This is a genomic window from Caballeronia sp. LZ024 (genome assembly GCF_031451455.1).
Classification (GTDB): domain Bacteria; phylum Pseudomonadota; class Gammaproteobacteria; order Burkholderiales; family Burkholderiaceae; genus Caballeronia; species Caballeronia telluris.
The window spans coordinates 1,708,585-1,726,638 of sequence record NZ_JARUXL010000001.1 but is presented as its reverse complement, the minus strand read 5'-3'; the positions used below and the strand labels follow the sequence as shown (position 1 = coordinate 1,726,638).

Genomic DNA, 18,054 nt, shown 5'->3' with positions numbered 1-18,054 from the left:
ATGGTGAAGCCTGGTGATAATCGGCAGCTCACCTACAATGTAGGCATGGCCCCGACCTCGGAGGAGGCTGCCATGACTGAGCCGATGATCAGCTTGATAGTGGGAATCGTAGTGGTGCTTTGTATTGCCGTCGTGCTGGCGACCCGCCATCGGGCCGAGCACAAGGGAGAGCCGCATGCCGCGCGCTGGCTCGACACCCATGCGCTTCGCGACTGGATGCGGCACAGGCACTGATTCGCGAGTAACGGGCCGCGCAATGCGGCCCTGACGGCGCGATCGCGCGCCGTCTTTCAGCGCTTCGATCCTTTCATGGCCTCGGCTTCCATTGCCGCGTTCCATTCCTCTTTCGCTTCGATCGGGTCCATCGCTTCGTCGATGAAGGCCGACGCGCGTTCCGACACCGCGCGCGTTTCATCGTCGGACTCGCCGTCGATCAGGTCGTCCTCGGCGGGCGGCTCCAGCATGTCGCGCAGCATGGCGCTCAGTTCGGGCGTGTCCCACGGCTCGCCGTGCTGCTTCTTCTTCTTGATGTAATGGCGGACTTCGGCGTCCTGTTCGGCGGTCAGGGGAAGCCCGCGGAAAGTGCGGTCGGCGTCGATGTCGGGCATGGTGTTCCTCCTGGTGATTCGCCACCCAGTGTAGCGCCGTTGCGCCGCACACGGCTCACTCGTGCCCTTTATCCGATGCCGCGCATCGCTCAGGCAAGCGGCGGCAGCCTGCGCGCGACGGGCGTCGACTTGACGATTGCCGTGCTCGTCTCGGCGCGCTCCGTGACCTTCGAGAGAATCGCATCGAGTTGTTCGATCGAATGCAGGAAGAGCCGGCAGATGAAGCAGTCGTCGCCCGTGACCTTGTCGCATTCGACGAATTCCGGAATGCGCCGGATCGCTTCCTCCACGAGATGCAACTGGCCCGGCAACGGCTTCACGCGCACGATCGCCTGCAGCGTGTAGCCGAGTGCGCGCGGGTCGATCTGCACGCCGAAGCCCTGGATCACGCCGAGCGTTTCGAGCCGGCGCACGCGCTCGGCCGTGCTCGGCGCCGACAATCCGATGCGCCGCGCAAGCTCGCTCATCGCGATGCGGCCATCGTCGGCGAGAATCGAGATGAGTTCGCGGTCGAGGTCGTCGAGGGCGGTGGTCGGCGTCGAAAGGCTTTTCGGCATGGTCGGCTTCAAACGGAAGGTGGAACGGCCAGTTTGCCTGATTTCGTGCATGGTTTCGCGCGCCGAGCGTCGATAAACTGATTCGCATCGACACTCCCTTGCACGGAATCATGCACACCACTGAAACGCGCCGCGGCGCAATCGAAATGAGCACCGCGATGCTGATGTCCGGCACGATCGGCTGGCTGGTCGTCTCGTCCGGGCAGACGCCGATGAACGTCGTGTTCTTTCGCTGCGTGTTCGGCGGCGCCACGCTGCTTGCCGTATGCGCCGCGCTCGGCATGCTGCGCCGGCATTACTTTTCGCCGCGCATGCTGGCGCTCGTCGCGCTCGGCAGCGTCGCGATCGTCGGCAACTGGCTGCTGCTCTTCGCGGCCTATTCGCGCGCGTCGATCTCGATGGCGACGACCGTCTACAACACGCAGCCGTTCATGCTCGTCGCGCTCGGCGTGCTCGTGCTGCGCGAACGCGTGACGCGCTCGACGCTCGCCTGGCTCGGCATCGCGTTCGCGGGGCTCGTGATGGTGGTGCGCGTCGAGCCGGCCGTGCTCGCGATGCCGGGGCAGTATCTCGAAGGCATCGGCTACGCGCTCGGAGCGGCGTTCCTGTACGCGATCTCGTCGATCGTCACGAAGCGCCTGAAGGGCACGCCGCCGCATCTGATCGCGCTCCTGCACGTATCGCTCGGCGTCGCGCTGCTCGCGCCGTTCGTGCGCTTCGACCAGTTGCCCGCCGCGCATTCCGGATGGATCGACCTCGTCGTGCTCGGCGTGGTCAACACGGGGCTGATGTATGTGCTGCTCTACGGCGCGATCCAGAAACTGCCGACCGCGATGACGGGCGCGCTGTCGTTCATCTATCCGGTGGTGGCGATCGCCGTCGACTGGCTCGCGTTCGGCCAGCGCCTCGCGTGGATGCAGGTCGCGGGCGCCGCGCTGATCCTTCTGGCCGCCGCGGGCGTCAATCTCGGCTGGCGCATCGTGCCGGCGCGGCGGGCTGAGGCGAACTGAAACGCGCATCGATGCCACGCTCGGTTAGAATGGCCCGCTTTGCTTTTTGCAGGGCGCTCCCATGTGGTTCAAGAACCTTCAGCTTCACCGTCTTCCGGTCCGCTGGGCCGTCACGCCCGATCAACTGGAAACGTGGCTCGCCGCGCACGCCTTCGCGCCCGGCAACACCGTCGAGATGCAGGCGCACGGCTGGGCGTCGCCGCGCGATGACGGCGCGCTCGTCTATTCCACCAATCGCCAGATGCTGCTCGTCTATCGCGCGGAAAAGAAGCTGCTGCCGGCGTCCGTCGTGAATCAGGTGACGAAGGCGCGCGCCGCCGAACTCGAAGAGCAGCAGGGCTTCAAACCCGCCCGCAAGCAGATGCGCGAACTCAAGGAGCAGGTCACCGACGAACTCCTGCCGCGCGCCTTCAGCATTCGACGCGACACGCGCGTCTGGATCGATACGGTGAACGGCTGGCTCGCGATCGACGCCGCGTCGCCGACGCTCGCGGACGAAGTGCGCAGCCTGCTCGTCAAGTCGATCGACCGCCTGCCGCTCGACACGCTGCGCGTCGCGCGCTCGCCCGTCTCCGCGATGACCGAATGGCTCCTGTCGGGCGAGGCGCCCGGCGGCTTCACGCTCGACCAGGACACGGAACTGCGCTCGACGGGCGAAGGCAACGCGACGGTGCGCTACGTCGGCCACGCACTCGATGTCGATGACATGCGGCGCCACATCGAAGGCGGCAAGCAGTGCATGCGGCTCGCGATGACGTGGAACGACCGGGTGTCGTTCGTGCTGACGCCGTCGCTCGCGCTCAAGCGCGTGAGCCCGCTCGACGTGATCAAGGAAGCGTCCGATCCGACCGCGCACAACGACGACGAGCGTTTCGAATCCGACTTCACGCTGATGACGGCGGAACTCGCACGTCTTTTCGCCGATCTCGCCGACGCGCTCGGCGGCGAAGTCGAAGGCGCGCAACAGGCGGCGGCCTGAGGCGGAGTGAGGCGCTTACGACGAAGCCGGCGCGAACGCGAAGCCGTTCTTGCCGTTGCGCTTGACCTCGTACATGGTTTCGTCGGCGGCGGCGACTAGGCGCCAGTAGTCGTCGACGCGATCGGGGAATGTCGCGATCCCGATGCTCGCGCGCACGAGTCCGAGCGCCATCTGCTGGTCTGTCTGCGCGACGCAGGCGATCAGGCGCTGCGCGATCGCGGCGAGTTCGGAATCGGATTCGAATCGTGCGACGAGCACCGCGAACTCGTCGCCGCCGATGCGCGCGACGACGTCGCCCGTGCGCACCGACTGCCGAAAGCGCCTTGACACCGCGATCAGGAATTCGTCGCCGATGCGGTGGCCTTGCGTGTCGTTCACGCGCTTGAAACCGTCCAGGTCGATGTACAGCACCGCGATCCGGCCCGCGCTCTTCGCCGTCGCTTCCAGCGCGGCGAAGAGCCGGCGCCGGTTCGGCAGGCCGGTCATGGCGTCGTGCAGCGCGGCGTGCTCGAATTCGTGCGATTGGCCCGCGAGCAGCCGGTTGTGCTTCGCATACATGCCGAGCGCCGTGACCAGCACGCCGAAGACGATGGCCGAGAGCAGGATCAGCGTGTCGGCGACCCGCGAAATGCGGTTGCGCATCGCGTCGCTGACGGCTTCGCGCTGCGCGCGCCAGTATGACGCGGCCGTATCGAGCGACTGGCTCGCGGCATCGAACGGGGCATCGGGGGCGAGCGCCGCCTTCGAAAACGGCGGCGCCGGGGCCGGGCTTGCGCTCACCAGCGCGTCGAGCGTGGCGAGCCGTTCAGACAGGTCATGGCGCGCGCGAAGGTAGGCTTCGGGATCGGCGGCTTGAGCATCGGCGCTGACAGCAGGCGCGTTGGCGAGCGCCGCCGCCGAGTCGCGGGCACCTTCCGCGCGATCGACCGCTTCCAGCACGAGCCCAATGTATTCCTGCTGCAACTGCCCCGAGAAGATCGCGCGCACTTGCACGGCGACGAACAGGAGGCCGATCAGCAGACAGCCGAGCGACGCACCCGCGATCAGCGCCGGTCCCGGCCGCCGAAAGCGCAGCATGAACGCCGGCCGCGCGCGGCGCGAATCACGGACGGGAATATTCGTCTCGCTGGCTTCCGTTGACATTCTGTCGATAGTTCACGCGATGAAAAAACGAACCCATGCGGGCAAAGAGACTCGGCGGCTGCTTGGCGCGCTGCGGCGGATGGCGGCGATTCTGCGCGACCGCCTGATTCGACGCACGGTTCGCCCGGTTCGGCGCGGCTTCGCGCGCGGAGGTTGCAGGTACGGGCGCGGCGTCGGCGCTTGCGGCCGCGAGGCGGCCCGGCGCGGCTGGAATGGCGGTCGGAGTAGGCGACTGAACCGGGTCGTCGGGCGGCATGACGTTCGTCGCGGTGTCGAGCGCGACACGCGGCTCGACATCGGCGTTTGCCACGGCGACTTGCCGCACGGGCGGTATCGACGTATCGACGGCGCCGTAGGAGAGCGTCTGCTGCGCGCGGGCCGCCTGGTTCATGCCGAGGGTTTCGCGGGCGTTCGCCATCGCTTCGACGTAGGCGCGCTGATCGTGGCTGAACCACACGCGATAAGCCACCGTCCCCGCGACGCCGACCGCCAGCGCGCTCGCCGATACGACCCACAGCGCGAGGCGCCCGAAGCGCGGCGGTGCGCGCTCCGGCAGATCGTCGTCCGAATGGTCGACGTCGGCATCCGGCAATGGGCGCCCGGATGTCGGCGGCATGTCATGTGTTGCCATGGCAGCGTCTCCGAAAACGGTTCGTCAGACGAAGGGAGTTCCCTTCGATGCAGCGCGGCGCGAAGCGCAAAAACGCGCGGCCGCGAGCGGGCGTTTCCCCGGCGCGCCTAAAGGAAACGTTTGCGCGCGACGCGAGCTTTGCCGCGTTATTCGCATGCGGCGCAGAGAAATAGCGAAAACCAGCGGTTCGTCTGACGGAACCGGCCGGCGCCACGCCTGATTCAACTGATTTTACGAGAAAGTGGCGGAAACCATGCAATTCCCGGCACCCGCTCACGACTCCTCGTGCTGGGAACTGACGGTCAAAGGGCGCGGGGCCAGGCCAGTCGGACGTGGGCGGTGCGGTAAATGCGTTTCCGGACGCGGTCGGCCAGCGCACCTGATGAGCAGTTTTCGGTCCCGGTTGTCCGCGCGGCCGCGCCGGATTCAGCCGGTGTGAAACGGCTCCGGCGAGGCCTCGTCGGCGGGCGTGCCGAAGCGCTCGAATTCGGAGATCACCTGCGCGCCGAACAGCAGCAGCGTCGCGAGCGCTTCGAGGCTGAAGAGCACGACGATCGCCGTCGTCAGCGAGCCGTAGACGACGCTCACCTGCGAAAGCGTCGCGAAATACCAGACGAGCACGTGCCGCGTGACTTCCCAGAGCAGCGCCGCCGTGACGCCGCCGATCAGCGCGTGCCGCAGCGACGGGCGTCCCACCGGCATCACGAGATAGATCGAAGTGAGCACGAAAATCTCGCCCGCGAGGCCGAGCAAATAGAGCAGCACGCGCGAAAAGCCCTTGAGCGACACATCGGCGCCGAACAGGTCGACGCTGCTCGCGCCCATCGCCTGCAGGCCGTTCGACACGAACGTGACGATCAGCATGCCCACGCCAAGGCACAGGATGTAGCAGTACGGCAGGAGCGCGGAGAGCAGGAAGTGCCGGCGACGGATCGCGACCCGGTGCACGAAGATCACCGACATCGCGTTTTCCAGCACGGTGAACGCGAGCGAGCTGAAGAAGATCATCGTGAGGAGCAGAAGCCAGCCGATCACCGCGCGATGCGCGAGGAAATTCGACAATTCATGCACGACCGCGCGGGCCTGACCGGGGACGAGCCATTCGAGCAGGCGCGCGAGGTTGTCGAGGAGCGTCTGCTGTCCGACGAGATTGGACAGCGCGATCACGATGAGGATCAGGAGCGGCACGATGGACAGAAGCGCGTAGTACGCGACCGCGCCCGCCAGCAGCATGCCCTGATTGGCGCGAAACGCCTTCAGCGTGCGCAGCACGAACGCGCCGGGATGGTGCGCGACATTGCGCACTTGCGGACCGAGACACTTCCAAATGAACTTCGACATGGGCGCTCCGCCGTGCCGAAAACCGGCGGGCGGCCGTCATCGGCGCCGCGACGCGAGGGTGCAGATCCGCGCGCGGTCGGGCAATCGGGGAATCGGACAGTACGGGCGCGGGAATACCGCGCCACGGTCCGATGCCGCAAGTTTCGCGCCAGCGGCGCGGCGAAGAGGCCCGAGCGACAGGCGCGACGTTAGCTGCGGCGCGCTTCGTCGGGAAGCGGCTCCTTGCGGGCGGCGACATCGAGCGCCATGTTCCAGAACGCGTCGACCTCTTCGGGCGCCAGGTCCGAAGCGTTGATGCCGCGCAGCCGGCAGATCAGCGCGAGCGTCTCGCCGGCAGCGGCGAAGGCGTCGTGCATGTCGCGAGAGGAGAGACGTTTCTTTTTCATGTCCGGCTTATCGGCAGCCAGCGAGACGAACTTTAGGCCAGGGCGTTCCTGTCGCGATTCATTGAGGTCTGGTCGTAGCTGCGGTAAGGGCGGCATGTTAGGCGACAGTGCTCATTGACGCTAAGTGCGCGGCCGCCACTTCCAACGTCAGAAATAGCGCGGCCGGCTGCTCTCGGGCCCTGACTGCCGTTCGAGAAGATGTGACTTCAGCGGCAAATGCGGGGCGTCAGCCATCATGGTTCCGCGCCAATCTCTACCCGGGATAGCGCGTGGATACCACTTGTCCGAAACTATGATATTGGTGTCATCTAAGGGCGAAATCAAAAAGCAAGTCGTAACTAACTCGGTCGCAACCGATTACACGGATTGGCGTGAATGCGCTTCTGGCGGACAAGCGAAATCAGTCAAGTTTTCCTATTCGGGTTTGGCTGCAATTCAGCCTCAGGTAAGTTTCGCCGACTCTCACGACCGGAGACCACCCATGTCTGCACTAACTCGTATGCAATCGGTTTGCGCCGTCCTAGCTCTCGCCTGCTGCATCGACGTTGGTCAGGCCGCTCCAAATCCTGCTACTGACGCGACTCGGAAAGCCAATCAGGCAGTCGCAGATTACCTGCCGTTTTCGAACACGCAGGATTTCGACGATGCCCGGCACGGTTTCATCGCCGACCTTCCAAATCCAATTATCAAAGGCAGCGCCGGGAACACGGTAATCGATCTCTCCCAGTACGACTTCTTGAAGCAAAGTGGACCTGCTCCGGCGTCGGTTAATCCGAGTCTGTGGAGGCAATCGCAATTACTCGGCATTCGTGGGCTGTTCAAAGTTGTCGATGGCATTTATCAAGTGCGCAACATCGACCTAGCCAATATGACGTTCATTCGCGGCAAGACTGGCTGGGTGGTAATCGATCCACTCACATCCACGGAAACCGCGAAAGCTGCCGTCGATCTGGTCAATAGCAAGGTCGAGAACCTTCCCGTCACCGCCGTGATCTTCACGCACTCGCACGTCGATCACTTTGCGGGCATACGAGCGATAGTGGATGAAAAGGATGCACGCGCCGGCAAAGTACCCGTGATTGCGCCGGAAGGCTTTATGGAGGAGGCGGTCAGCGAAAATGTGTTCGCGGGCAACGTCATGAGCCGCCGCGCATCATACATGTACGGCAATCTTCTGCCGAAGGACCCGGAAGGCAATGTGGGCGGCGGCCTCGGCCTTACCACGGCGGCCGGCACGATTACCTTGTTTGAGCCGACGAAGATCATTGACAAGACGGGAGAGAAGCTGACGGTCGACGGCATCGATGTTGTCTTTCAGATGGCGCCAGGCACTGAAGCGCCAGCCGAAATGCTGTTCTACTTTCCACAGTTCAAGGCGATCTGTCTCGCCGAGGATGCAAACCACACCCTTCACAACATCCTAACGTTGCGCGGTGCGAAGGTCCGTAGCGCTCAGAAATGGGCAAGTACGCTGGATCAGACAATCGACCTATGGGGCGGCGACGCGGTAGTTTCATTCGGCAGTCACCACTGGCCGCAATGGGGTAACGACCGCGTCGTCGAACATCTGGAAAAGCAACGCGACCTATACCAATACATCAACGATCAGACGCTGCGTATGGCGAATCAGGGTCTTACGATGAATGAGATCGCCGAACAGTTCGCGCTGCCGGATAGTCTGGCGAAAGAATTTTATAACCGCGGCTATTACGGCGATCTCAAACATAACGTTCGCGCCACGTACCAGCTTTATCTAGGATTCTGGGATGCCAATCCGGCCGACTTCAATCCGTTACCGCCTGTTGAGGAGGCGAAGCGGTATGTCGAGATGGTCGGGGCGGACAAAATGATCGCGACAGCAAAGGCAGCATACGCCAAAGGCGATTATCGATGGGCCGCGACCGTGGCAAACAAGGTTGTGTTTGCGCAACCCCAGAACCAAGCGGCTCGCAACATCGAGGCGGACGCGCTAGAACAATTAGGTTACCAAGCCGAATCGGGGCCGGCCCGTAACTTTTATCTTTCGGGCGCGCAGGAACTGCGCGGCGGCGTCAAGAAAATGGCGACGCCGAATACGAGTTCTCCAGACATCATTCGCGGGATGACGACCGATATGTTCCTCGACTTTCTTGCCATCCACCTGAACGGACCAAAAGTCGGCGACAAGTCCTATGTCTACAACCTGAAGTTCCCTGATATCAAGGCGCAGTATGTCCTGAAAGTAAAGAATGGCGTCATGAATTACAGCAAGGACAGGCAGCTAGACAAAGTAGATGGCACGGTTACGCTCAACCGCTCGACACTGGATGACATCGCACTTGGCAAGCTAAAACTGGGCAATCTCACGGACAGCGGAGATGTGACCATCGACGGAGACAAGGCGAAGTTCAAGGAGATGCTGGGTAACTTCGACAAGTTCGATTTCTGGTTCACTATCGCGGAGCCTTGAGCGAGATGCATCGCACCACCCCCGGTTCAGCTTAAGAGCGGACGACTTATAGCATCGACCATAGGCATGGTGATCTGTAACCGACCGCTCTTTTGACTTAGGCGTGTGACCAAAGTGATTCGTGAAGGGGCATCGCAGCAGCCGGGATCCAGTCCCACTCGTACGCAAAGTCCAAAAAACTCGAATAAGGACTGGCGCGGCCCTCCCAAACGGATATGTTTGATGGCGAAGGCTGACCAGATCAATAGCGGCGCCCCGAAAGTCCGTTAGCTGGACGGTGCCGACCTTCGTGCGGCCACACGATCCTCATGGCCGACGTCCGTTCATGGCCGGACTGAGCCGGACGCCCTCCCAATCCTCCACACCTATACGCCGCACCCCTCGTCCGCCCCCGCGTGGTCTGATGCGGACGTATCGTCGAAGGTCAAAAAAACAGGCGGACGCGGCCCGCCGCATCGAGTAATCTCGAAGCGAGCTTGGCCGTTCAGTCGAACCATGCAGTCGATGTGATGCACGCAAGCCGGCAGTCGCCGTCGAGCTATTCCTTTCGTCAGCGGAATGACGCGCGCCGCCCGGCGCCGTCGGACCCGAGGAGACATCATGGCCGATACCCCCGTCGTCCACGCATCCGCGTTCGACAGCGATGCGCCCATCACCGACGCCAACGAGCGCCTCTGGAACCACGACCTCGCGCCCGTGCCGCGCGCGAAACGCACGTGGACCGGCTACAGCATCTTCGCGATGTGGATGTCGGACGTGCACAGCGTCGGCGGCTATACCTTCGCCGCCAGCCTCTTTCTGCTCGGCATCTCCGGCTGGCAGGTGCTGATCGCGCTCGCGGTGGGGATTTTCGTCGTCTACGTGCTGATGAACTGGGTCGGCAAGCCGAGCCTCACGCACGGCATCCCGTTTCCCGTGATGGCGCGCGTCAGCATGGGCGTGATGGGCGCGAACCTCGCGGCGCTGATTCGCGGCGTCGTCGGCATCGTGTGGTATGGCGTGCAGACCTATTTCGCATCGAAAGCGGTCGTGACGCTCCTGCTGCTCTTCGTGCCCTCCGCGATCGCGCTGCGCGAGACGAGTTTCCTGCGCCTCGATCTGCTCGGCTGGGTCAGCTTTCTTTTCATGTGGCTCTTGCAGCTCGTCATCTTCCAGCGCGGGATGGAAATCATCCGCAAGTTCATCGACTTCTGCGGCCCGGCCGTCTACGTGGTGATGTTCGTGCTGATGGGCTGGATCCTGTCGCGCGCGGGCCTCGACAGCCTGAACCTGACGCTCGGCGGCGAGAAGCTTTCCGGCACGGCGCAATTCCTCGGCATGGGCAATGCGATCCTGCTCGTCATCAGCTATTTCGCCGCGCTCTTGCTCAATTTCGGTGATTTCTCGCGGTTCGCGAAAAGCGAGCGGCAAATGAAGATCGGCAATTTCCTCGGGCTGCCGGTCAACTTCATCGCGTTCGCGATCATCACGGTGATCGTGACCTCGGGCAGCGCCAAAGTCTTCGGCACGATGATCATGGACCCGGTCGAGATCGTCTCGCGCATCGACAACAAGGTCGCGGTGGCGATCGGCAGCGTGACGTTCATCATCGCGACGATGGGCATCAACATCGTCGCCAACTTCGTGTCGCCGGCGTACGACATCGCGAACCTGTTCCCGAAGCACGTCGATTTCAAGAAGGGCGGACTGATCGCCTCGGTGCTCGCGGTGCTGGTCTGCCCTTGGATCTTCGTCGACAGCCCGAAGGCGATCACGATCTTCGTCTCCGTGTTCGGCGCCGTGCTCGCCCCGATGTACGGCGTGATGATGGCCGATTTCTACCTCGTCAAGAAGCAGGTCGTGCAGACCGCCGAGCTCTACACGATGTCGCCGAATGGGCGCTTCTACTACGACGGCGGATGGAACCGCGTGGGGCTCGTCGCGCTGCTGGTGTCGGGATTCATCTCGGTTGGCTGGGAGATCAGCACGCAACTGTTCAAGCTCTTGCCGGCGAACAACTTCGGCTGGCTGATCGGCGCGGTGGCGGGTGCCGCGATCTACACGCTCGCCATGCGCGGCGCGAAGCGCGTGTAGCGCGCGGGCCGCGAACGGGCGCTCATTTGAGCCACTTGCGCACGTCCTCTTCCCACGCCGGCTGGCCGCAGTCCGGCGGATTTTCCGGGCCGAGCACGGTGATATAGCCCTGCGTCTTCATGCACGCCTCGTAGGCGCGCACCTGCGTGCAGGGTCCGGCGCCGGCGCGCTTCGCGGACTGCTTGCAGGCGTCCATCGCGCGGTCCATCGAGGAAAAGTCGGCATCGGCGCGCGCATTCGCGGACGGCGGCGGATTGCCGCCCATCGAAAACTCGACGGGCCCGCCCTGCGCGCACGCGGCGAGCAGGGCGGTGCAGGCGGCGATCGGCAGCAAGCGGGTGATCATCGTCGGGCTTCCTCTTCAGTGGCGCGTGGTGCTCGTTGCGCGTCCGGGCAGGACGAAGCGTCCTTCATTATTATGAAACGAATTGCAAACAGTCACCCACGCGCGGGCGTGCGATTCCCGACGACCGCGCGAGGCGCCGCGACGAATGTTTTCGACGAAGCGCTACTGCTTCATCTTCCCGGTCGATTTGCCGCCGGACGCGCTGTCGGGGGCCATGCCCTTTTCGCGCTGCTGCATCAACGTGCCCGAGGCGCCGCTCGGCGCATTCGCGGCGGGATCACTCTTGCCCGCGTTGCCCATGGCGGCGCCCTGATTCGCGCTTTGCGGCGTCTTGGCATCGTTCTGGGCAAAGGCGCTCGTGCTCGCGATCAAGGCAAGGGCGGCTATCATCGTTCGAAGCGGTTTCATGGTTGTCTCCGTGGTCCCGGTTATCCGGTGCGTTGCTTTCAGCATCCTTCATGCCGCAAACCGCAGATTAAAAGCAGTCGTCCTTTCCTCTTACCTATCGACGGCCGAAAACACATGGATCTGCTAAGCCGGCTTCTTTCGCTGATGCCCGTCAGCGGGCGTCTGGATGTCAGATGCCACTTCGGCGCGCCTTGGGCGATCGAGCACGCAGCCGCCGGCGTGCGCGAGATTCCCTATCACGTGCTGCTGTCCGGCAGCGCAATCGTCGAGGACGGCAACAGTGCGCCGCAACAATTGATCGCGGGCGATATCGTCGTGTTTCCGGGCGGTTCCGCGCACCGTATCCACGATGGCAGCGGCAAGCCGCCGCGGCCCGTCGACGAGCATCAGGGCAACGGCTTTGCCGTCGCCGGCAACGGTTCGCGGCACGACGAAGAGGACGATGCCGCCGACATCCTGTGCGGCCGGTTCCTGCTCGGCGCGATGCCCGAGCGGCTGCTGCGCGATCATCTGCCGGGGAGGCTGGTCGTGCGCAGCGCGGCGGGCGCCGAACCGGCGCATCCGTCCGCCGAAGCGCTCCCGAGCGCCTCGCGCCTGCGACGCCTGATCGAATTGATGCGGGAAGAAGCCGCTGACGAAGGCCCGGGCAGCGCGTCGCTCGTGAGCCACCTGTCAGGGGCGCTCTTCGCGCTGACGCTGCGCTTCGCGAGCGAGGGTTCGCAACCGCCCTCGGGCCTCTTGGCGCTCGCGGCGCGGCCGCGTCTGTCGGCGGCGCTGATGGCGATGTTCGAGCGGCCCGGCCAAGCGTGGACGCTCGACCAGTTCGCCGCCCTCTGCAACATGTCGCGGGCGACGTTCGTGCGCCAGTTCCAGGAGGCGATCGGCCGCTCGGCGACCGACGTGCTCACCGAAGTGCGCATGACGATGGCGGGCCGCGCGTTGCTGGAGACGGCGTCGCCCGTCGCGCAGATCGGCGAATCGGTCGGCTATCAGTCCGACGCCGCGTTCCAGCGCGTCTTCAAGCGCCACATCGGGGTGACGCCGGCGCGCTGGCGCGCGTCGGGCGGCCGCGAGAACGCACGAGGCGCGCAAACCGAATGACCCGCCCGGCGGCCGACGCGCAATCGCCGCGCGAACAGTCTTTTGTTGCAAACGACATTGATCCATCCGGATGCCGTGCCTAGCATGTTCCGATCACCCCCGCCGCACGAATCGATGCGGCATAGGGTCGCCAGGGCCACGACGGCCGATGGGAGCACACATGCTGAAGGTATTGCTTGAAGTAGTCGCGGCGATCGCCGTGACCGGGATCTATCTGCTACCCGCGATTCTCGCCGACCGCACCAAACGCCGCTCGGTGCTGTTGCTCGCGCTGTTCAACCTGCTGTTCGGCTGGACCGTGATCGGCTGGATCGCCGCCCTGTTCTGGGCGTTTCATCCCGACAGCGCGCGCATGCTCGGGCGTGTCGCGAAGAAGAATCGCCGGGCGTCGGCGCACCATACCGTCGATGCGATCGTGTCGCGCGCCCGCGCACGCGGCGCACGGCGCGCGGGAATTGGCTTCGCGCACGGCATGGAGCGCGGCAGCGGGGATTGATCGCGCAGCGCTTCATGCGATGTGCCTCGTGACGCGTGCGACGCGCGGGTCACATTCCGTGCGACGGCATCGTTATCGAAAAGGCATGGGGAAAGGCGCATGAGTATCCGCATCATTCAGCTGGGCAGCGCGCGCGTGGAAGACGAAGGTTTGCGCATCGGCACGGTGCGCCGGCCGCCGCGCGGCGTGCCGAAGGCCGAATTCGCCTCGCGCGACTATTACGACGTCTGGCTGCCGATCCTCTCGCCGAGCGCGGAGTTGATGCCCCAGGGCAGAAACGCCACCGACGACGCGCAATGGTCGGCGTTCGAACGCAAATTCCGCGCGGAAATGAACGCTGGCGACGCGAGCAAGGTGCTCGACCTGCTTGCCGCGCTGTCGAAGACGTCCAACTTTTCAATCGGCTGTTATTGCGACGACGAGCGCCACTGTCATCGCGGCATTCTCCGGCACATGCTCGCGGATCGCGGCGCGACCATCGCCTGAAGCAGGGCGCTTCAAGTGGCGACGACGAAGTCGAAGCGCGCTGCCTGCGGTTTGCCGCTTTCGTCGATCGACATCAAAAGGCGCCGGTCGAACAGCCCGTCGCGCGCGTTTTCCGGCTCGCGGGGAAAATAAAGCTGCGTGACGAGCACCGGCCGATGCGGCGCCTGCACCGATACGTGAAAGTGCCGCGTCCGCCCGGGATAGCGGCCCGGCACGATGGTTTCGATGCGGTATCGGCCGTCGCTGTCGGCGAACTGATGGCCGCGCAGGCGAAATCCGTCGACGTCGTATTGGCCGGCGTCGTCCGCGTGCCAGAAGTCGAGCAGCGCGCCCGCGACCGGCTGGCATCGCGCCGACACGACGCGTCCCGTCAGCACGATCCGCGTGCCTTCGATGCCCGCTTCGACGAGGCTCGTTCGCTCCGGCGAGTTCGGCAGGAAGAACGGGCCGGCGGTTTGCCGGGGCGTGGCGTGATGATCGTCGGCGCAGGCGGGCGTCGGTTCTTCGGCGTGCGCCGTCTCCATCGACCACCAGAGCACCGCCGAGGCCGCGCCAAGGCGGCGCAGAAAATCGCGCCGCCGCAGGTTCCCGTTTTTCGCACGCATCGCCGATGCTCCTTGCCGCTTTCGCTCGCTAAGTGCGGATCAACGTCCGGTACAGCTCGTTCGCGCGGCTCAGATGCGCGCGCATCGCTTCCGCCGCGGCGTCGCCGTCGCGCGCGCCGATCGCATCGACGATCCGCTGGTGCTCCGCGAGCGTGAGTTCCTCGGCGCCCGGCGCGCGGACCATCGGCCGGTAGTATTCGCCCGCCCATCTGAACAGCGACTCGACGATCGACGGAAAAATCGGATTGCCGCTGATCTGCGCGATCTCGCGATGAAACGCCATGTCGCGCTCGATGAATTCTTCCAGATTGACCATCGACGCGCGCTGCTGCGCCACTTTCAGTTGCAGCCGGGCGACGTCTTCCTCGCTGGCGCGTTCGGCCGCCATGCGCGCGGTGCCGGTTTCGAGAAACATGCGCGCGTGCTTCAGATGTTCCAGCATGTCGGGCTGGGTGCGCAAAAGATGCATCGCGCCGCCCGCGATCTGCGCGATCAGGCGTTCGGCCGTCGGCACGACGACGCGCGCGCGTTCGCCATGCACGATCTCGACGATGCCCGAGCGTTCGAGCGTTTGCAGTGCCTCGCGGATCGCGGGCCGCCCGACGCCATAGATTTCCATCAGCTCGCGTTCGGACGGAAGCTGCGCACCGGGCGCGATTTCGCCGGTGCGGATGCGTTCCATCAGCCGGTCGAGCACTTCCTGATAGAGCTTGCGACGCTGAACGATTTCAGCCATTGATTCTTCCGTGCGTTTGACTAAGTGGTCTGATGAGATTACCACGCAGGCACGGAAAGCGAGGCGCGCGGTCAGTCCGGCAGCCGGCCTTCGCGGACCGCCCCGAAAAACGACGCATCGCCGATCTGTCCGCCCTTGAGCACAATTTCGAGACCGTCGCGGCGCGGCTCGTTCGACCACGCGCGGCACAGCGGTGCGCCCGGCGCGAGCCCGCCGGCGACGCTCAGCGCCGAAATCCCGAGCGCGCTCGCGACTTCGCCGGAGCTGTCGCCGCCGGCCACCACGACGCGCCGCACTGCCACGCGATTCAAGAGGCGCCGCATCACGTCCGCCAGCGCGCCGCCGACGCGCCGCGCGGCGTCCTGACGCGAGAGGCCGGCGTCGCGCGCGATCGAATCGAAGGCGAGCACGGCGGGATCGTCCGGGCCCTCGGCGCTGAAGACGAGCGCGCTCTGTCCTTGCCGCAGCGCCCGTTCCGCCACGTCGATCGTGCGCGCGATTTCGGCGTCGCCTGCACGCGAGTCGAGCGCGCGCCGCAGATCGAGCCGCTCGACGCAAAAGCCGTTTGCGCGCGCCCATTGGATCTGGCCGGCCGTGACGGGCGAGCAACTGCCGCTTACGGCGGCGATTGCGGACACGGGTTGAGCGGCGGGCAGGGCGGGCGTCGCGGGCAAGAGGCCGCACGCGCGCCAGTGCGCGGCGAGCGCGTATTGCAATCCCGACGACGACGCGCTGAACACGCCCGCGCCACGGTTCTCCCAGACGAGCCGCCCGGCGGCCGCGAGCGTTTCCTCGTCGAGGACGTCGATCATCACGACCGGCGTGTCGTCGCCCTGGAGCGCGCGACAGGACGCGGCGGCCTCGGGCGCGCGCAGTCGCACCATGTCGATCAGTTCGATGCGACGCTCGGTCTGCTGCCGCAGATGCACGCGCAGGTCGGCTTCGTTCATCGGCGTGACGGGATGGCGCGACATCGTCGGATGGCGGTCGAGCCGGTAGCCCGCGCCGTCGACGGCCGCGAAGAGATGACCGAACGCCTGGTAGCGCTTCAGGCGCGGCGCACCGACGATCATCGGCGACCAGTTTCCCGGCATGTGCTGCACGCCCAGGTCGATGGCGCGCCCGATCGAGCCGATCGCCGGCGACGAATCGAAGGTCGAGCAGACCTTGTATTGCAGGATCGGCGCGCCGAGCGCGGCTAGCGCGTCGAAGGCGGGGGGCAGCGCGTCGTCCATCCATTTCGGGCTGCGTCCGCGCGACGATCCCGCCAGTCCGACGCAGCGCACGCCCGGAAAGCGCGCGAGCAGTTCGGGCGAGGGCGTGTCGAGGCAGAGCAGGGTGGGGACGCCCGCGGCCGTCATCGCCTCCATCGCGTCGGTCGAGCCGGTGAAATCGTCGCCGTAGTATGCGAGCAGGAGGCCGTCGGGCCAGTCCTCCGGATGCGCGCTCATCGCCAGAACTCCAGCGCGGCGGCAAGCGCCGGATGGCGCTGCGCGTGCCGTTCCAGCGGCACGCCTTCGATCGCCGCGACCCACGACTCGCGCAGCGCCTCGACGCCCGCCGCGACGCCGCCCGGATGACCGAAGATCCCGCCGCCCGCGGTATGGATCAGGTCCGCGCAGCCGATCGCGGCGAAGGTGTCGGCCGCCTGGAGACCCGTCTGGCCGGAACTGAACACCGGCATCGCGGGCATCGGCGCGTCGGCCATCACGGGCGCGAGCACGGCGCGCGCGGCGGCGATCACGCTGTCGTCGGGTTCGCTGAACTTGTTGCGCAGGCCGTTCACGTGCAGGTGATCCGCGCCCGCTAGGCGCCAGATCATCTGCCACGGCGCGTAATCCCAGCCGAGTTCCGGACTGCGCGACAGATAACCCCAGCCCGCGCGATGCGCGTGAATCGGCAACTGGCTGTGACGCCGCAACTCGTGCATGCCGACGAGCCCGATCGAATTGAGCACCGCCATCACGCAGGTGCCGCCTTCGGCGAGCACGAGATCGTGGCGGCGCTTCATCTGGTCAAGATCGCCGGTGATGTTGAAGGCGACCATCGCCTTCTTGCCGGTGCGATCCGCGTGCTCGTTCACGACGCGCATCACCGCGCGCACGCGCTCGTCGAACGGGCAATGCGAGCCGTCGCCCTGCAGTTCGTCGTCCTTGATGAAGTCGATGCCGCCCGCCACCAGTTCCTTCACCTGTTGCGCGGTTTCGTCCGGCGACAAGCCCACGCTCGGCTTGATGATCGTGCCGATCAGCGGTCCGCGCTCGACGCCCGCGAGCCGGCGCGTGCCGTCGATGCCGAACGCCGGCCCCGGATAGGCGCGGGAGAACGACGGCGGAAGCCGCAGGCCGGTGAGCCGCAAGCCGGACACCTGACGCAGCTCGAACAGGTTGCCGGCGATCGTCGACATCAGGTTCGGCAGCGACGGCCCCAGGTTGTCGATCGGCCACGAGAGTTCGAGCGCGCAGCGCGTGTACACCTTCGATTCGATGCCGCCCGGCAGGCTCGGCGTGTCGGCGCGGTCGAGCACGTCGAGGCGCTCGACGCGTGCACCCGAGCGCGCTTTTAGTTCGGGCGTCTCGGTGGGCAGCGCGACGAAGGTGCCACTCGACTGCTCGCCCGCGATGACATCGGCGGCGAGCTGCGGATCGACGCCGGTTTCGAGCCAGTACGTGGCGTGGATGCGTTCGGTCACGATGGGT

At 65.3% G+C, this 18,054-nt stretch carries 20 protein-coding genes; 8 read left to right on the top strand and 12 right to left on the bottom strand.

Annotated elements, in window-relative coordinates; translation table 11 throughout:
- Positions 1 to 72 precede the first annotated feature (72 nt).
- Positions 73 to 234 carry a hypothetical protein gene (locus tag QCE48_RS07920; RefSeq protein WP_309785343.1) on the top strand — a complete coding sequence of 54 codons (162 nt, stop codon included), beginning with the start codon at positions 73 to 75 and terminating at the stop codon, positions 232 to 234.
- A 56-nt stretch (positions 235 to 290) separates the two neighbouring features.
- Here QCE48_RS07920 and QCE48_RS07915 read toward each other — a convergent pair whose 3' ends face one another.
- A complete protein-coding gene (locus QCE48_RS07915) occupies positions 291 to 608 on the bottom strand; it encodes a hypothetical protein (protein ID WP_309785344.1) in 318 nt (105 codons plus the stop codon).
- A gap of 89 nt (positions 609 to 697) precedes the next feature.
- Positions 698 to 1,165, bottom strand: a complete 468-nt coding sequence (locus tag QCE48_RS07910) for an Lrp/AsnC family transcriptional regulator (RefSeq protein ID WP_309785345.1) — start codon at positions 1,163 to 1,165, stop codon at positions 698 to 700.
- Positions 1,166 to 1,275: 110 nt separating this feature from the next.
- On the opposite strand from QCE48_RS07910, the gene QCE48_RS07905 reads away from it, so the two are divergent.
- Positions 1,276 to 2,175, top strand: a complete 900-nt coding sequence (locus QCE48_RS07905) for a DMT family transporter (protein WP_309785346.1) — start codon at positions 1,276 to 1,278, stop codon at positions 2,173 to 2,175.
- Between the two features lie 61 nt (positions 2,176 to 2,236).
- Positions 2,237 to 3,154, top strand: coding sequence for a recombination-associated protein RdgC (locus tag QCE48_RS07900; RefSeq protein ID WP_309785347.1), 918 nt, complete (start codon positions 2,237 to 2,239; stop codon positions 3,152 to 3,154).
- A 15-nt stretch (positions 3,155 to 3,169) separates the two neighbouring features.
- Here the strand turns inward: QCE48_RS07900 and QCE48_RS07895 are convergent, their stop codons facing one another.
- The 4 genes from QCE48_RS07895 to QCE48_RS07880 form a co-directional block, all read right to left on the bottom strand.
- Positions 3,170 to 4,297, bottom strand: coding sequence for a diguanylate cyclase domain-containing protein (locus QCE48_RS07895; protein WP_404982642.1), 1,128 nt, complete (start codon positions 4,295 to 4,297; stop codon positions 3,170 to 3,172).
- Positions 4,257 to 4,928, bottom strand: a complete 672-nt coding sequence (locus tag QCE48_RS07890) for a hypothetical protein (protein WP_309785348.1) — start codon at positions 4,926 to 4,928, stop codon at positions 4,257 to 4,259. The genes QCE48_RS07895 and QCE48_RS07890 overlap by 41 nt, the downstream gene beginning before the upstream one ends.
- Positions 4,929 to 5,354: 426 nt before the next feature.
- Positions 5,355 to 6,269 carry a YihY/virulence factor BrkB family protein gene (locus tag QCE48_RS07885; RefSeq protein ID WP_309785349.1) on the bottom strand — a complete coding sequence of 305 codons (915 nt, stop codon included), beginning with the start codon at positions 6,267 to 6,269 and terminating at the stop codon, positions 5,355 to 5,357.
- A gap of 188 nt (positions 6,270 to 6,457) precedes the next feature.
- Entirely contained in the window at positions 6,458 to 6,655 is a 198-nt protein-coding gene (locus tag QCE48_RS07880; protein ID WP_125469732.1) for a hypothetical protein, read from the bottom strand.
- A 481-nt stretch (positions 6,656 to 7,136) separates the two neighbouring features.
- On the opposite strand from QCE48_RS07880, the gene QCE48_RS07875 reads away from it, so the two are divergent.
- Entirely contained in the window at positions 7,137 to 9,104 is a 1,968-nt protein-coding gene (locus QCE48_RS07875) for an alkyl sulfatase dimerization domain-containing protein (RefSeq protein WP_309785350.1), read from the top strand.
- Positions 9,105 to 9,704: 600 nt separating this feature from the next.
- Complete coding sequence (locus QCE48_RS07870) at positions 9,705 to 11,177, top strand: NCS1 family nucleobase:cation symporter-1 (RefSeq protein WP_309785351.1); 1,473 nt, start codon at positions 9,705 to 9,707, stop codon at positions 11,175 to 11,177.
- 22 nt (positions 11,178 to 11,199) lie between these two features.
- On the opposite strand, the gene QCE48_RS07865 is transcribed toward QCE48_RS07870, so the two are convergent.
- Together QCE48_RS07865 and QCE48_RS07860 are read right to left on the bottom strand one after the other, a co-directional pair.
- Complete coding sequence (locus QCE48_RS07865; RefSeq protein WP_309785352.1) at positions 11,200 to 11,523, bottom strand: hypothetical protein; 324 nt, start codon at positions 11,521 to 11,523, stop codon at positions 11,200 to 11,202.
- A 162-nt stretch (positions 11,524 to 11,685) separates the two neighbouring features.
- Positions 11,686 to 11,931, bottom strand: a complete 246-nt coding sequence (locus QCE48_RS07860; RefSeq protein ID WP_309785353.1) for a hypothetical protein — start codon at positions 11,929 to 11,931, stop codon at positions 11,686 to 11,688.
- A gap of 114 nt (positions 11,932 to 12,045) precedes the next feature.
- On the opposite strand from QCE48_RS07860, the gene QCE48_RS07855 reads away from it, so the two are divergent.
- The 3 genes from QCE48_RS07855 to QCE48_RS07845 all read left to right on the top strand — a co-directional run bounded on the left by QCE48_RS07855 (position 12,046) and on the right by QCE48_RS07845 (position 14,014).
- Positions 12,046 to 13,032, top strand: a complete 987-nt coding sequence (locus QCE48_RS07855) for an AraC family transcriptional regulator (RefSeq protein WP_309785354.1) — start codon at positions 12,046 to 12,048, stop codon at positions 13,030 to 13,032.
- 160 nt (positions 13,033 to 13,192) lie between these two features.
- Entirely contained in the window at positions 13,193 to 13,528 is a 336-nt protein-coding gene (locus QCE48_RS07850) for a superinfection immunity protein (RefSeq protein WP_309785355.1), read from the top strand.
- A 99-nt stretch (positions 13,529 to 13,627) separates the two neighbouring features.
- The gene (locus tag QCE48_RS07845) at positions 13,628 to 14,014 is read left to right on the top strand and encodes a DUF488 family protein (RefSeq protein ID WP_309785356.1); all 387 of its coding nucleotides are present in this window, start codon (positions 13,628 to 13,630) and stop codon (positions 14,012 to 14,014) included.
- 11 nt (positions 14,015 to 14,025) lie between these two features.
- Here the strand turns inward: QCE48_RS07845 and QCE48_RS07840 are convergent, their stop codons facing one another.
- The 4 genes from QCE48_RS07840 to QCE48_RS07825 all read right to left on the bottom strand — a co-directional run bounded on the left by QCE48_RS07840 (position 14,026) and on the right by QCE48_RS07825 (position 18,047).
- The gene (locus QCE48_RS07840) at positions 14,026 to 14,619 is read right to left on the bottom strand and encodes an intradiol ring-cleavage dioxygenase (RefSeq protein ID WP_309785357.1); all 594 of its coding nucleotides are present in this window, start codon (positions 14,617 to 14,619) and stop codon (positions 14,026 to 14,028) included.
- Between the two features lie 28 nt (positions 14,620 to 14,647).
- Positions 14,648 to 15,355 (bottom strand): transcriptional regulator NanR, encoded by a 708-nt coding sequence (locus QCE48_RS07835; RefSeq protein ID WP_309785358.1) that lies wholly within the window; start codon positions 15,353 to 15,355, stop codon positions 14,648 to 14,650.
- A 71-nt stretch (positions 15,356 to 15,426) separates the two neighbouring features.
- Positions 15,427 to 16,806, bottom strand: a complete 1,380-nt coding sequence (gene oiaK, locus QCE48_RS07830; protein WP_309785359.1) for a 3-oxo-isoapionate kinase OiaK — start codon at positions 16,804 to 16,806, stop codon at positions 15,427 to 15,429.
- Positions 16,803 to 18,047, bottom strand: a complete 1,245-nt coding sequence (locus tag QCE48_RS07825; protein WP_309785360.1) for a ribulose-bisphosphate carboxylase large subunit family protein — start codon at positions 18,045 to 18,047, stop codon at positions 16,803 to 16,805. The genes oiaK and QCE48_RS07825 overlap by 4 nt, the downstream gene beginning before the upstream one ends.
- Positions 18,048 to 18,054 lie beyond the last annotated feature (7 nt).